Annotated in this window: 14 protein-coding genes; 7 read left to right on the top strand and 7 right to left on the bottom strand. The window is 58.6% G+C overall.

What is annotated here, in order from left to right:
• The first annotated feature begins 22 nt into the window (after nucleotides 1–22).
• Nucleotides 23–1,375, top strand: a complete 1,353-nt coding sequence (locus tag BLL42_RS20625) for a GntP family permease (RefSeq protein ID WP_071553733.1) — start codon at nucleotides 23–25, stop codon at nucleotides 1,373–1,375.
• A gap of 98 nt (nucleotides 1,376–1,473) precedes the next feature.
• Here BLL42_RS20625 and alaC read toward each other — a convergent pair whose 3' ends face one another.
• The gene (alaC, locus tag BLL42_RS20630; RefSeq protein WP_071553734.1) at nucleotides 1,474–2,694 is read right to left on the bottom strand and encodes an alanine transaminase; all 1,221 of its coding nucleotides are present in this window, start codon (nucleotides 2,692–2,694) and stop codon (nucleotides 1,474–1,476) included.
• Between the two features lie 229 nt (nucleotides 2,695–2,923).
• On the opposite strand from alaC, the gene BLL42_RS20635 reads away from it, so the two are divergent.
• The 3 genes from BLL42_RS20635 (at nucleotide 2,924) to BLL42_RS20645 (ending at nucleotide 4,963) form a co-directional block, all read left to right on the top strand.
• Entirely contained in the window at nucleotides 2,924–3,586 is a 663-nt protein-coding gene (locus BLL42_RS20635) for a LysE family translocator (RefSeq protein WP_071553735.1), read from the top strand.
• A gap of 66 nt (nucleotides 3,587–3,652) precedes the next feature.
• A complete protein-coding gene (locus tag BLL42_RS20640) occupies nucleotides 3,653–4,141 on the top strand; it encodes a GyrI-like domain-containing protein (protein ID WP_071553736.1) in 489 nt (162 codons plus the stop codon).
• 324 nt (nucleotides 4,142–4,465) lie between these two features.
• Nucleotides 4,466–4,963: a GNAT family N-acetyltransferase gene (locus BLL42_RS20645; protein WP_071553737.1), complete on the top strand. Its 498-nt coding sequence runs from the start codon at nucleotides 4,466–4,468 to the stop codon at nucleotides 4,961–4,963.
• Between the two features lie 26 nt (nucleotides 4,964–4,989).
• On the opposite strand, the gene BLL42_RS20650 is transcribed toward BLL42_RS20645, so the two are convergent.
• Together BLL42_RS20650 and BLL42_RS20655 are read right to left on the bottom strand one after the other, a co-directional pair.
• On the bottom strand, nucleotides 4,990–5,475 hold the full coding sequence (locus tag BLL42_RS20650) for a GNAT family N-acetyltransferase (RefSeq protein WP_071553738.1): 486 nt from the start codon (nucleotides 5,473–5,475) through the stop codon (nucleotides 4,990–4,992).
• A gap of 211 nt (nucleotides 5,476–5,686) precedes the next feature.
• The gene (locus tag BLL42_RS20655) at nucleotides 5,687–6,541 is read right to left on the bottom strand and encodes a LysR family transcriptional regulator (protein WP_071553739.1); all 855 of its coding nucleotides are present in this window, start codon (nucleotides 6,539–6,541) and stop codon (nucleotides 5,687–5,689) included.
• An 89-nt stretch (nucleotides 6,542–6,630) separates the two neighbouring features.
• On the opposite strand from BLL42_RS20655, the gene BLL42_RS20660 reads away from it, so the two are divergent.
• A complete protein-coding gene (locus BLL42_RS20660; protein ID WP_071553740.1) occupies nucleotides 6,631–7,062 on the top strand; it encodes a multidrug/biocide efflux PACE transporter in 432 nt (143 codons plus the stop codon).
• A gap of 86 nt (nucleotides 7,063–7,148) precedes the next feature.
• On the opposite strand, the gene BLL42_RS20665 is transcribed toward BLL42_RS20660, so the two are convergent.
• Both BLL42_RS20665 and BLL42_RS20670 read right to left on the bottom strand, forming a co-directional pair.
• Nucleotides 7,149–7,871: a TylF/MycF/NovP-related O-methyltransferase gene (locus BLL42_RS20665; protein ID WP_071553741.1), complete on the bottom strand. Its 723-nt coding sequence runs from the start codon at nucleotides 7,869–7,871 to the stop codon at nucleotides 7,149–7,151.
• Nucleotides 7,868–8,734: a 2OG-Fe(II) oxygenase family protein gene (locus BLL42_RS20670; protein ID WP_071553742.1), complete on the bottom strand. Its 867-nt coding sequence runs from the start codon at nucleotides 8,732–8,734 to the stop codon at nucleotides 7,868–7,870. The genes BLL42_RS20665 and BLL42_RS20670 overlap by 4 nt, the downstream gene beginning before the upstream one ends.
• A gap of 375 nt (nucleotides 8,735–9,109) precedes the next feature.
• Here BLL42_RS20670 and BLL42_RS20675 point away from each other — a divergent pair, with 375 nt between their 5' ends.
• Both BLL42_RS20675 and BLL42_RS20680 read left to right on the top strand, forming a co-directional pair.
• Nucleotides 9,110–10,735 carry a methyl-accepting chemotaxis protein gene (locus BLL42_RS20675; protein ID WP_071553743.1) on the top strand — a complete coding sequence of 542 codons (1,626 nt, stop codon included), beginning with the start codon at nucleotides 9,110–9,112 and terminating at the stop codon, nucleotides 10,733–10,735.
• 112 nt (nucleotides 10,736–10,847) lie between these two features.
• Nucleotides 10,848–11,294, top strand: coding sequence for a hypothetical protein (locus BLL42_RS20680; RefSeq protein WP_071553744.1), 447 nt, complete (start codon nucleotides 10,848–10,850; stop codon nucleotides 11,292–11,294).
• A gap of 86 nt (nucleotides 11,295–11,380) precedes the next feature.
• Here BLL42_RS20680 and BLL42_RS20685 read toward each other — a convergent pair whose 3' ends face one another.
• Both BLL42_RS20685 and BLL42_RS20690 read right to left on the bottom strand, forming a co-directional pair.
• Nucleotides 11,381–11,701, bottom strand: coding sequence for a PepSY domain-containing protein (locus BLL42_RS20685; RefSeq protein WP_071553745.1), 321 nt, complete (start codon nucleotides 11,699–11,701; stop codon nucleotides 11,381–11,383).
• A gap of 206 nt (nucleotides 11,702–11,907) precedes the next feature.
• Nucleotides 11,908–13,035: a glycerophosphodiester phosphodiesterase gene (locus tag BLL42_RS20690; RefSeq protein ID WP_071553746.1), complete on the bottom strand. Its 1,128-nt coding sequence runs from the start codon at nucleotides 13,033–13,035 to the stop codon at nucleotides 11,908–11,910.
• Between the last annotated feature and the right edge of the window lie 174 nt (nucleotides 13,036–13,209).

Consider the following 13,209-nt stretch of genomic DNA (forward strand, 5'->3'; position numbering starts at 1 on the left):
AACAAACAGGAGATACCCCCCCATGTTTGGCATGTCCCACGAGTCGTTTTTGCTGCTTGATGCAGTGATCACCGTGATCGGATTGATCGTCCTGATCACCCGGTTCAAGCTTCATCCGTTCATTGCATTAATCATCGCCGCCGCTTTTCTCGGGCTGACCTCGGGCATGCCGATTGGCACCATCATCAAGGCGTTCCAGGACGGCTTCGGTGGGGTGCTGGGGTTTGTCGGGATCATCCTCGCGCTGGGCACCATGCTTGGCAAAATGATGGCCGAGTCGGGCGGGGCGGATCAGATCGCCCAGACCCTGATTCGTGCGTTCGGTAAAGAGCGCGTGCAGTGGGCGATGATGTTCGCCGCCTTCCTGGTCGGTATTCCGTTGTTCTTCGAAATCGGCTTTGTGCTGCTGATTCCGCTGGTGTTCATCGTGGCTCGCCGTACCGGCGTGTCGATCATCAAGATCGGTATCCCGCTGCTGGCCGGTCTGTCCGCCGTGCATGGTCTGGTTCCGCCGCACCCGGGTCCGTTGCTGGCGATCGGTGTGTTCGGTGCCGACATCGGTAAAACCATTCTCTACGGTCTGATTGTTGCGCTGCCGACGGCTATTATTGCCGGCCCGATCTACGGCACGTTCATTTCCAAATACATCCCTGGCCATCCTAATCAGGAGTTGGTGGATCAACTGGCTCGCGAACCGCAGTCGAGCACTTTGCCGAGCTTCAGCATTACCTTGATCACCGTGCTGCTGCCGGTGTTCCTGATGCTGCTGAAAACCTTTGCCGACATCGCGCTACCGGACGGGCATTTCTTCCGCACCTGGATGGACATGATCGGTCACCCGATCTCGGCCTTGCTGCTGGCGTTGCTGCTGTCGCTGTACACCTTCGGGCATCGTCAGGGCATCGGCTCCAAGCAGATTCTGAAACTGCTCGATGCCAGCCTGGCGCCGACCGCTGCGATCATTCTGATCATCGGTGCCGGCGGTGGCTTCAAGCAGATGCTGGTGACCAGTGGCGTGGGTGATGTGATTGGTCACATGGCAGTGAGCGCGCAGATCTCGCCGATTCTGCTGGCCTGGCTGGTCGCGGCGGTGATCCGCGTGGCCACTGGTTCTGCGACGGTGGCGACCATTACCGGTGCGGGCATTGTGGTGCCGGTGGTAGGGATGATTCCGGGCGTAAACCGCGAGTTGCTGGTGCTGGCGACCGGCGCGGGTTCGTTGATTCTGTCTCACGTCAACGACGCAGGCTTCTGGCTGGTCAAGCAGTACTTCAACATGACCGTGGCGGAAACCTTCAAGACCTGGACCGCGATGGAAACCATCCTGTCGGTGGTGGCCCTGGGCTTCATCATGTTGTTGTCGTTGGTGGTTTAAGAACAATCTCCCGTAGGAGCTGCCGAAGGCTGCGATCTTTTGATGTTCACTGCATGTGATAAAGATCGCAGCTACGCCAGCTCCTACGGGGGGATGATTTAACTGGCGTTGGTTTTTGGTGCCAACCCATCCGCCCGAAACATCCCGCGAATCCCGCGTACGGCCTGACGAATCCGGTCCTGGTTTTCGATCAGTGCGAAGCGCACATGGTCGTCACCGTATTCACCAAACCCCACCCCCGGCGACACACAGACCTTGGCCTCGGCCAGCAGTTTCTTGGCGAACTCCAGCGAACCGAGGTGCGCGTAGGCTTCAGGGATTTTGGCCCAGACGTACATCGAGGCTTTCGGGTTTTCGACCATCCAGCCCAGTTCATGCAGGCCTTTTACCAGCACATTGCGACGTTGCCGGTACTGCTCGGCGATGTCTTTGACGCACTGTTGATCACCTTCCAGCGCGGCGATGGCCGCCACTTGCAGCGGGGTGAAGGTGCCGTAGTCGTGGTAGCTTTTGATCCGCGCCAGGGCATTGACCAGTTCCGGGTTGCCGACCATGAAACCGATCCGCCAGCCGGCCATGTTGTAGCTCTTGGACAGGGTGAAAAATTCCACCGCAATGTCCTTGGCGCCCGGCACCTGCATGATCGACGGGGCTTTCCAGCCGTCATAGACAATGTCGGCGTAGGCCAGGTCGTGCACCACCAGTACGTCGTACTGCTTGGCGAGGGCGATCACCCGTTCGAAGAAGTCCAGTTCGACGCACTGCGCGGTCGGGTTGGACGGGAAGCCAAGAATCATCATTTTCGGCTTCGGGATCGAGCCGCGAATGGCCCGTTCCAGCTCGGCGAAAAAGTCCACGCCCGGAATCAGCGGCACCGAGCGCACTTGTGCGCCGGCAATCACCGCGCCGTAGATGTGGATCGGGTAGCTTGGGTTCGGCACCAGCACGGTGTCGCCCTGGTCGAGGGTGGCGAGCATCAAGTGCGCCAGGCCTTCTTTGGAGCCGATGGTGACGATGGCTTCGTTTTCCGGGTCGATGTCGACCTCGTAGCGATCCTTGTACCAGTTGGAAATCGCCCGGCGCAGACGCGGAATACCCTTGGAGGTGGAGTAACCGTGGGTGTCTTCGCGCTGGGCAACGGTCACCAGTTTTTCGACGATGTGCGGCGGAGTCGGGCCGTCGGGGTTGCCCATGCTCAAGTCGATGATGTCTTCGCCACGACGACGGGCGGCCATCTTCAGCTCGGCAGTGATGTTGAATACGTAAGGGGGGAGTCGATCTATGCGCGCAAAGCGGCGCGGCGAACCTTGTTCGGCCATTGTTGCCTCGGATAACGTAAGCGCCCGGAACCGTCCGAGCGACGCTGGCCACTGCGGTGGCCTGTGGCGGAAGATAAGGTCGCTGATGGCCGATTGTCCAGTGGCAAGGTTCAACTATTTTCCATGACACTGTTGATCGCACGCGCACGTTTTCGCTATCAGCCAGCGCGCGCACGCTTCTTGCAGAAGATGGCCCTCACTCAAATACCACCTTTAAACGAGATGAAAAATGGAGTTTTCCAGCGGCTTTTTGCTGAGCCTTTCGCTGTGCCTGGACATCGGCGTGGCCAACCTTGCGATGATCACGCTCGCCATGCAGCGCGGGTATTTTCAGGGGTTCGCGCTGGGGCTCGGCACCTGTGTCGGCGACCTGGTTTACGCAGTGCTGGCGCTGGCCGGCATGACGGTGTTGCTGCAGTACTCGGCCGTGCGCTGGGTGCTGTGGGTCGGTGGTTCGGCGTTGCTGTTGTACTTCGCGGCAAAGATGATTTATTCGGCGATTCATCACAGCGCCATGTTGGCGGAGGCGAGTGAGGTTAGTACCGCTTCCCATCGCCGGGAGTTTTTCCGTGGGATTTTTCTGGCGATGTCGTCGCCCAGTGCGATTCTTTGGTTTGCGGCGGTGGGCGGTACGCTGATTGCCCGTTCCGGGGGCGGCAGCCTGACCAGTGCCGCACTGTTTCTCGCAGGTTTCTTCTGCGCCGGGCTGCTCTGGTGCGTAGCCCTGTGCCTGGCGGCGACCCAGGGTGGCAAGCTCTTGGGTGACAAGCTGCTGCGCTACTCTTACCTGGCATCTGCAGCGATCTTCTGTTATTTCGCGGTCTACGTGATTGTTTCTGGTTATCAGGAATTTATCGTCCCGGCGGCTGTTGCAGAACTTCCGGGCCCTTGACTGGGGGAATCCGGTTTGGCTTCTATACTTGCAGCCGAACCCACCTTCAGTTGCAGGAGTTGACACATGGACGATCCAAAAAAGGGCGTGGTCGCTGAACCGCGCTTCGAAACGGGGCATTTTATGTTGATCGCCGGGCTGGGCGGGCGGTTTAGTGCGGACACCACCGAAGGCATTCCCAAGCTCTGGGAGAAATTCGTACCGCACATTGGCAACGTTCCAGGGCAAATAGGGGAAGTAACCTACGGCATCTGCTGCAACCCGGACGGTAAAGGTGGATTTGAGTACATCGCGGGTGTCGAAATCAGCAAGCTGGATGACCTGCCAGAACTCTACCGTTGGATCGAAATACAGCCCCAGCACTACGCGGTGTTCAAGCACGAAGGTGCGCTGGACACCCTGCCGCAAACCTTTCAGTACATCTGGAAAACCTGGTTGCCGAAGTCGGGTCGTGTGGTCGCCGATGCCCCGGAGTTCGAACGCTACAGCGAAGACTTCAACCCGAAACTCAATACCGGTGTACTGGAAATCTGGGTGCCGCTCAAAACTGCCTGAACGGGTTGAGAGGCGGGGCACTCAAGCGCCGCCGCCTCCAGGCATCTGGACTATTTGCCTTTGCCGATTCGCCGCGCTCGCAGCACGTCGATCGACAGCGTGATAAAGCCAAAAGCAATGATGGTGAACAGCATAAGAAGGCCGATCTGAACGCTACTCATGGTGAGTTTCCCTATTTATGGTCAGAGACAGGGACAAGCAATAGTCCGAACCTTAAGCGAAAGAAAGCCGCTATACGAAGGCTTTACGGGCCAGAAGATGATCGATATGCAGTCCTTATTAATTTATGATTCGTGCCCTCTTTTTCGCTGACCGGGCCACGCCATGAACTCACCTACGACTGTCATTCGCCAGGTCACACGGGCTGATCTTGACCGCTGTTTCGCCATCGAAATCGAAGCCTATGAGGGGGATGAAGCGGCCACTCGCGAGAAAATCGCCACGCGGATTGCCACTTGGCCGCAAGGTTTTATCGTGGCCGAGGTTGACGGCGTCGTTGCCGGTTTTATCAATTCGGGGGCGGCGTATCAGGTGGAAATGGCTGATGAGGCGTTCAAGGAGATGATTGGCCATGACCCGGATGGACCGCAGGTGGTGATCATGTCGGTGGTGGTGCATCCGGACTTTCAAGGGCAGGGCTTGGCGAAGCGCTTGATGACCGAGTTCATTGCCCGCATGCGTGACTTGGGCAAAATCCGCATCAACCTGATGTGCAAGGAACGGCATGTTCCGCTGTATGCCGGGTTGGGTTTCGCCTACCTCAAGGCTTCCGCGTCCGACCACGGCGGCATGGCCTGGCATGAAATGGCGCTGGATCTGTAACGGTTATGCGGTTATTGCCCGGGCGATCAGAAAACCAGGGCCATGCGCCGCTCATAACCGATCCGGCCTTTGTAAGCGTTGCCGCTGTCGACCCAGCCTTGCTTGAGATAGAGCCCGAGCGCCGATTCGTTTTGTGCATCCACCGACAGCTCCAGCCCCTTGATTTCTGGCCAGGCCTGACGCGCGGCGAGTGGCAGGGCTTGCAGGAAGGCGTTGCCATAACCCTTGCCTTGGTGGCGGTGATCGACCTGTAGCGCGTGCAGGCTTGCGCAGTTTACGTCAGCCCAGTGCGGCAGGAACGGCGGACGCTTGAGCAGCAGGAAAGCTACCGGGATCTCGTCGACGAGCAGGGCAAAGCCCTTGATGCCGTCACGCGGTGCTGACAACAAGGTGTACAAGGCCATTTCGATATCGCCGGAGAATTGCTTCTGCTGGGCAGGGATCTCAATGGCTTCCAGTTGCTGGCGCTGAGTAGGTGTCAGCTGTTCGTAGGGAACGAGTTGGGTCGTCACTGGCGGTGTCCGTGGTCCGACAAAGGTGAAGCCCGGATTTTAGCCAGTTTGCCCCGTCGACATTTATTTTATTTGAACGGTCGATTTGGCTTATTGCCGGACGACTCAGGGTGCCCTCATACCAAAAAACTCGGAGATTTGAGTGAGCTCAAGTGATTGCCGCAGGAATGCGGTGCTACGCCAGCTCCTACGGGACCTCATGATTCTTTGATCACTCCAGCATCTTGGCCAACAACCAGCTTCCCGCCGGTCCCGGCGGATGCAGACGTGACCAAAGGGCGTCGACCGACACCGGTTTTGGCCAGCCGCGGACCTTGAGTTCCTGCAACGAGCCCGCACCAAAACGCCCGACCAACCAACGCGGCAAGGGCGCCCAACCAAAACCGCCTTGGGCCATTTCCAGCAGCATCAGATAACTGGGCGCCGACCAGACCCGGCCTTGGGCACGGGTTTCGTAGGGATTGATGATGGTCGCCAGGCGCAATTCACGGTGCTGCTGCAACGTTTCCTTGTCGACTTTTTGCAGCGCCGCCAGCGGATGTTCGGTCGAAACGAACAAGGCAATTTCCGTACGCTCGTCGACTGTCGCGCTGTTCAGGTCGGCCGGGTAGTCGGACTGCATTTCGGCGAAGGCAATATGTGCGCGACCGCGTTGCACCAGGGCGATCAAATCGTCGCACTCGGCAATCAGGCATTCGAGTTCCAGGTCCGGGTAGCGCTGTTCGAAATCACTCAGCGCGGCTTCAAATCGGTCGGATTGATAGGTGTCGGAAATCGCCACCGTCAGCTTTGCTTCAACGCCCAGGGACAACTGCGCGGCGGTCATTTCCAGGCGGCTGGTGGCGGCCAGAATGTCTTCGGCGCGTTGCAGCATGACATGCCCGGCCGAGGTCAGGCCGGGCTTGCGGCTGCTGCGATCGAACAGTGTCACGTTCAGGTCGATTTCCAGGCTGGCAACGGCCGCGCTGATGGTTGACTGGCTCTTGCCGAGTTTTCGCGCCGCCGCAGAAAACGAGCCTTGGGTCGCCGCCTGGACGAATGCCAGCAGCACTTCATGTGAGGCCATGAACTATCGCCTTGATCGATGGTTATTGGTTATGAAGTATCGGTGTGGTGGTAGATGATGGCAACCACATTCACCCAGGGAGCTTGATGATGAGCACCAACAAATCCTTTACCGAACGTGTTTTTCAGGCCATTGGTTTCGAGTTGCTGGCGGTCTTGCTGTGTACACCGTTACTGGCGTGGCTGATGGACAAATCCATGGTCGACATGGGCGTCGCAACCATTGCCATCGGCCTGATCGCCTTGGCCTGGAACGTGCTGTTCAACGGTCTGTTCGACCGTCTGCTCAAGCATTTGGCACTGGTTCCCAGTGCTGCAACCCGAGTCTTGCATGCCGTGCTGTTTGAGGGCGGTCTGGTCGCGGTCAGTGTGCCGCTGATTGCCTGGTGGCTGAATGTCAGCCTGTTGCAGGCGTTGATTCTGGACATCGGCGTGTTGCTGTTTTTCCTGCCGTACACCTATGTCTACCACTGGGCGTATGACGTGGTGCGGGAGCGGATGCTGGAACGGCGGGTAGCCTGAGGCGCGAGGGTGTTCATGCAGCGTGGGTAAACGGAGCGGTGCCCGACCCACTCCCGCAGAGGGAGGGGCGGGCGGCTCGGGGTCGATCAGACGTGGAAGTAGCCCACACAGGAGTCGAACGGCAGGCGCTTGAGCTCGATCTTGTTCAGGTCGAACACTTCACGCAGGGCTTTGGTTTCGCCCGGGAAGTTGCGATAGGCAACTTCGTCCAGCACCACGATGGCGCCTTTTGGCATGTAGGGCAGGAAGGTTTCCAGCGCGACTTTGGTCGACTCATAGAGGTCGGTGTCGAGGATCAGCATCGCCACGACCAGGTCCGGACGGGTCTTGACCCACTCCGGCGCGGTCTTGCAGATATCACCCTTGACCAGCTCGCAACGCGGAATGCGGTTGACCGGACGCAGCAGGTCGTTGGCGTCGATCATGTCCTGGATCAGCGACTGGTCGGTGTCGGAGAACATGGTCTCGTTGACGTCGGCCGGGTCTTCGTCCTTGTTGATGCTCTGGAAGCCTTCGAAGGTGTCGAAACCAACGATCGAACGGTTGATCGCGTAGGGTTCCAGGATCATCGACAGGTGCATGTAAAGCATCAGCGAGTTGCCCTTGTACACGCCGCACTCGACGATCGCCCCCGGGATTTCGGCGACCTTCTTGAACAGCTCCATGCGCGACAACGCAGCGGTCACGCCGATGCGGTTGGCGAACACGAAGGGGGCATCGGCCACGTACTCGGCGTCGACCCGCTTGAGAACGCCAGCGCGGGTTTCGTTGTATTGGGCCTCGGCAGGCGTAATGCGACGCTTGGTCATGATTGGATTCCTTGGAAATTCGAGAAGTCGTGGGCGTGGAAATAGTCTTTGAAGCCGGCGCCGACATCCGGGCACGCGCTGTCGACGTTGATCGCGCCGCGCTTGTGCTTCAGGTCGTCAAGGTGCATCAGGCGGAAATCCACGCTGAAGCGGGTTTGTTCGGTGTAATTGGGAACCGTGCCGTGCAGGTGTGAGCCCGAGAAAATCAGCATTTCGGCGGTGTTGCCGGCGATGCGGATCTCGGATGCCGGGTCGATGTCTTCGGTTGGCACCGGGTGCTGACGGACTTCTTCCTTGACGTTGTCCTTGGCGCGCTGGCGTTGTACGCCGATCCAGTCGGAAAGGCTCCACTGCGCCGACGTGTTCTTCACCGGCTTATCGAAGTACGCCGGGTTGATCATCATGGTCTGGTCCGGCTGGATCGTATAGACCGGCATCCAGGTGTTGATCTGGCAGTCGACGCCGCCGTACCAGGTGTCACGATGGGGCTTGTACGCGTAGCTGACACCCGCGTGCAGGTAATCGTAATTGGGCACAACACGAATCCGCGGCACGTCGAAGATGAATGCTTCGGGGGCCGCACCGATTTCTTCGGTGAAACCACGGATCAACTCTTTCGCCCGCAGGCTATTGGTGAACTGGCCTTTGAGCCGGGTCACCAGCACGACGAACTCTTCCACCGGCATCAGGCGGTGCAGGGCCTGGTGGTCAGTCTCGCCGTCAAACGCGGCGGTGATGCTTTCCTGAGCAAAAGCGCAGAGTTCTTTTGCTGCATTGAGCTGGGTGTTCAGGAAGATATCGCCAGCGTAGATGGCGCTTTTGAAGTCAGCTTTCTTCTGAAGCTGATTGATGTACAGATTCACGGTTCCCCCTCCTGAATGCATCGGGTCTCTTAAGAGTCGGCACCAAGGTAGCAAACTGAAGCCCGATTCTGCGGGTGCTGAACCAATAAGTGCTTAATCCGCTGATTTTGCGACGAAATGCCTGTCGTACGTTCCACAGGCTCACATGAGCGGCATCATGGCCATGCTGTTTGACGGTTTGGTGACAGTTTGATGAGTCGCGCAACGAGGTTTCTACCGACGGTCGGATCGGTTCAAGAAATCGAGGGGCGCGCCGATGACGCTTAAGTTGGCTCAGGCACATTGGTGTCAGGCCCGCATGTTGTTGACAGGGAGGTCCGGACATCTCGCATGCCCTACTGGTGCGAGCCTTATCCCTGTCATGAGTATCACTCGATGTTTTTGCAAAAATCCCTGAGAACTCAAATCCTGGCATTGCTGAGCGGCAGCCTGATCGCGATGTTGCTGATTGCCCTGGCCTGTTTTCACTTTCTCTCCAGCGGGGTGCAGAACTATCGCAGCCTGATCGAAGGCCCGTTACGTACCTCGCAACTGATTGACGAAGCCAACCTGCAATTCAAGGCCCAGGTTCAGGAATGGAAAAACGTCCTGTTGCGCGGCAAGCAACCGGCTGACCTGGACAAATACTGGAAGCAGTATGAGGACCGTCAGGGCGACGTACAGAACATTCTCGGTGAGTTGATCCGCCAACAGGGTATCGACGCCTCACTCAAAACCCGCCTTGAAAGCCTGCGTGATGCGCACCGGGTACTGGGCGGTGCTTATCAAAAAGGTCGAGAGGCCTATCTGGCCGCCGGTGCCGATTCTGCAGCAGGTGATAACGCGGTCAAGGGCGTGGACCGCGCCACCAGCGAGCAGATGAGCGAGTTGGTCAACGAATTGCGCAAGCAGGGTCGTGAGCAATCGACGCTGATCAGCGCCAGTGCCGATCGCACCGTGCTGTTGGGAATCCTGGTGATGTTGGCGTCGGGTCTGTTGATTGGCCTGTTCAGCCTGTGGCTGGTCAACCGCAATCTGGTGGAACCGATCCGCAAGTTGATTGAATACGTTGCGCATTTGAGCCAGGGCCGCTTTGCCGAGCCGGTGGCGAGTAATCGTCAGGATGAGCTGGGCAAGCTGGCTGTCGCGGCCAATACGTTGCGTGATTTCCTTGCCGAGACCTTCAGCCGCTTGCAGCGCAGCGCCTCGGATCTGGACAGCGCCAGCGGCGAGCTGAACTCCATTGCGACGTTGATGGCCCATGGCACCAACGAACAGTTCAACCGTACCGATCAAGTCGCCACGGCGATGAACGAAATGTCTGCCACTGCCCAGGAAGTCGCTCGTCATGCGGCCGACGCGGCGCGGGCCGCCGATGATGCCGATCAGTCGGCACAACAGGGCGAGAAGGTCATGCAGGGCACCATTCACACCATCACCCAGATGCGCGGCGAAATCGCCAACACTGCGACGGTCATCCGCCAACTGGAAACCGACAGCGGGCGCATCGGCAAGGTGCTGGAAGTGATTCGCGGCATCGCCGAGCAAACCAACTTGCTGGCACTGAATGCCGCCATCGAAGCCGCTCGGGCCGGTGAAGCCGGACGCGGGTTTGCCGTGGTGGCCGATGAAGTGCGCAGCCTGGCCCAGCGCACGGCGGCGTCAATCATCGAAATCAACCAGATCATCCAGAGTGTGCAGACCGGCGCGGTTGACGCAGCGCAGGCCATCGAAAGTGGCCAGTCACGCAGCGAGGAGAGTGTTGAACAGGTCACTCAGGCCGGGGCCATGCTTGAGCGCATTACCGCGTCGGTGGAGGCGATTCGCGACATGAACCGCCAGATCGCCACCGCCGCTGAAGAACAGACCTCGGTGGCCGAAGACATTTCGCGCAACCTGACCGAGATCACCAGCATTGCCAGTACCAATCTGGACAACGTGCAGCGCACTGAAGCCGCGAGCAACAACCTGCACGGTTTGTCGGGGCAATTGAACGCGGTGACGGCGCGCCTCGGCTCCTAGTAAACGTGACTGTGTATCGGCACGCTAACCGTGTCGGTACACGATTGATCTCAAGTGCGGGTCTTGCGCGTCGATGATTCGGTTATTCCTAACCTCATTGAAGGAAACGCCCATGGTCGGCATCACATCGGTCTCAATCAATCAGTCTCTGTCCACGACCACCAGCAAGACCGCCATCAGCGACAGCGCCGACACCACTCAAAGCACCACCGCGACAGGCAGTTGTTCGACCGCCGACAGTGGCAAAGTCGCAGCCGGTGGTGCGTCAGCGTCGAGCGGCAGCAGTTCGAGCAGCAGTAGCAGCGAGTCGGATACGGTGAAAGAACTGCGCAAGCAGATCGCCGAATTGCAAAAGCAATTGCAGGAGCAAATGCAACAGATGCAAGCCGCTCAGGCCAGTCAGGAAAGCGCGGATGCCAAAGCGGCGAAAGTCGCGGCCGCCCAGTCGCAGGTCGCAACCATTTCGGGCTCATTGCAAACCGCTACGGCGGCGTTGACGCAAGCGCTGCAGGCGTCAGGCAGCAGCACGTCGGGATCGTTGGTCAGTACGACGGCGTAACGGCGCGGCGGTGTTGCCTGTTACACCCATCAGACGCAAAAAGCCGCACAGCCATAGGCTGTGCGGCCTTTTTACGTCTGTTCGATTTACTTCTCTTGTGTGTTGCTCAGTACTTTGCCGGTCTTGGCGTCCAGCTTCACGTCCCACTCGAGGTTCTTGGCGTCGCGGATTTCGACCTTGTACTCATAAGCGCCGGTCTTGGCATTGTGCTCAAGCTCAGTGTCCTTGATGTTCGCCGCGGTGCTGCCCGGGTGCTCAGCGAGCGCCGCCTGATTGAGCTTCTCCATGTCCATCACGGTGCCGTCCTTGAGCAGACCCGGAATCAGGTCCGGGCGTACATCGGCCATGGCGAAACCGGCAGTCAGGGTCAGGGCAGTGGCGGTGAACAGGGCAGTCAGCGTTTTCATGGGGTCATTCCTTGGGTGAGCTGTTTAAGTGGCACCAGGTTAACCAGCGCCACTTAATTCATCCTTAAATTCACTTGAGCCCAATGCAATCATTAAGGATCAGCATCTCCCGTAGAGAACGCTAACCGGCGTAGGAGCTGCTGGAGGCTGCGATCTTTTGATTGTGTGTATCAAGGTCAAAAGATCGCAGGCTGCGCCAGCTCCTACTAGAAACCATTGACCTCAAGTAACTGCGCAACGCTGCCCGCCGCCGGGCGCTTGTAATACTTGAGCAGTTCGCTGGCGCGGTTGGTGAAGATGCCATCGACACCGGCGTCCATGACCTTCTTGTAGTCCGCGGCATCGTCGATGGTGTAGACGTGCACCAACATGCCCTTGTCGTGGGTGTACTGGTTCATCCACGGTTTCACCAGGTCCGAATAGCTTTGATCGCCGCCGGTGGCCAGCGCTGCCGAAGGGCCCGTGCCGATGGCGCCCTGTGCCTTGGCGTAGTCGACCCATTGCTCGAATTCGGCTTTGTCCTTGGGTTCCTGTTTGGCGTAGTAGGTGGCTTTATCCTTGTCACCGGATTCGGCGAAGGTCACCTTCGACTTGGGCTCGATACTGCCTTCGCCCACCCACAGCAGGAGAATCTTCGGCACTTGCGGCATTTCTTTTTGCAGCAGTTCGAGGCTGCTCTTCTCGAAGGTTTGCAGGATCACTTTGCCTTTGCCCTGGCCGACGGTCAGCTCGTTTTTGGCCAGCGTGGAACCTACCGGGCTCAGCCAGCCACGGTCCTGAAGCTTGTCCTTGAGATCGCGCTCAATGCCGGGAAACTGTTTTGGCTCTTTGGTTTCGATGTAAAGACCAGGCTTGTGCAGCGGGTTGCCTTGGGCGATATCGATGATTTCGTCCAGGGTCAGGATTTTCAGGCCGGCATAAGCAGGGCGAGCGCGATCCGGGTGGGCGGTGTTGAACCAGCTGCCGGCATCCAGGGTTTTAAGTTCGGCGATGGTGAACGCATTGGCCGGGCTGTCCTTGCGTTCAGGAAACTTGGTCGCAACGTCGGTGGTGCGTTGCAGGTTGTTGTCATGCAAGGCGAACAGCACGCCGTCCTTGCTGCGTTGCAGGTCCATTTCCAGGTAGTCGGCGCCCAGGTCGCGCGCCAGTTTGTAGGCGGCGGCAGTGGATTCAGGCGCATCGAAAGAGGCGCCACGGTGGGCGATCACCGCCGGGTGCGGGATCCCGCTGGTGGTGGCCAGAGCCGTCGGGCTCTGCTGGCTGGTAGCCTGTGCCTGGCCAAGGCCGAGCATCAGGCTCAGCAACAGGGCACTTTTGGTGAAGGTAACAGGCATAGTCGAGGTCCTTTCGTAAGAAGCGATTTCAAAGACGTATCTTTTAACAATTGAGCGGCGGATGTGCCATCGCCAATCCGACATTAACGTGTGTGAGGGGCGTTTTTCCGCGCTTTTGTGCAGCCCTTTGCAGTACGATCCACCTCGGCAGTTTCCCCGTCAGAGGGAAAACCC

This window comes from Pseudomonas frederiksbergensis, assembly GCF_001874645.1.
Taxonomy (GTDB): domain Bacteria; phylum Pseudomonadota; class Gammaproteobacteria; order Pseudomonadales; family Pseudomonadaceae; genus Aquipseudomonas; species Aquipseudomonas frederiksbergensis_B.

Bases quoted from the DNA above. Each gene is read 5' to 3' on its own strand.
- BLL42_RS20625 (WP_071553733.1), top strand. From the start codon at position 23: ATGTTTGGCATGTCCCACGAGTCGTTTTTGCTGCTTGATGCAGTGATC.
- alaC (WP_071553734.1), bottom strand. From the start codon at position 2,694: ATGGCCGAACAAGGTTCGCCGCGCCGCTTTGCGCGCATAGATCGACTC.
- BLL42_RS20635 (WP_071553735.1), top strand. From the start codon at position 2,924: ATGGAGTTTTCCAGCGGCTTTTTGCTGAGCCTTTCGCTGTGCCTGGAC.
- BLL42_RS20640 (WP_071553736.1), top strand. From the start codon at position 3,653: ATGGACGATCCAAAAAAGGGCGTGGTCGCTGAACCGCGCTTCGAAACG.
- BLL42_RS20645 (WP_071553737.1), top strand. From the start codon at position 4,466: ATGAACTCACCTACGACTGTCATTCGCCAGGTCACACGGGCTGATCTT.
- BLL42_RS20655 (WP_071553739.1), bottom strand. From the start codon at position 6,541: ATGGCCTCACATGAAGTGCTGCTGGCATTCGTCCAGGCGGCGACCCAA.
- BLL42_RS20660 (WP_071553740.1), top strand. From the start codon at position 6,631: ATGAGCACCAACAAATCCTTTACCGAACGTGTTTTTCAGGCCATTGGT.
- BLL42_RS20665 (WP_071553741.1), bottom strand. From the start codon at position 7,871: ATGACCAAGCGTCGCATTACGCCTGCCGAGGCCCAATACAACGAAACC.
- BLL42_RS20675 (WP_071553743.1), top strand. From the start codon at position 9,110: ATGTTTTTGCAAAAATCCCTGAGAACTCAAATCCTGGCATTGCTGAGC.
- BLL42_RS20680 (WP_071553744.1), top strand. From the start codon at position 10,848: ATGGTCGGCATCACATCGGTCTCAATCAATCAGTCTCTGTCCACGACC.
- BLL42_RS20685 (WP_071553745.1), bottom strand. From the start codon at position 11,701: ATGAAAACGCTGACTGCCCTGTTCACCGCCACTGCCCTGACCCTGACT.
- BLL42_RS20690 (WP_071553746.1), bottom strand. From the start codon at position 13,035: ATGCCTGTTACCTTCACCAAAAGTGCCCTGTTGCTGAGCCTGATGCTC.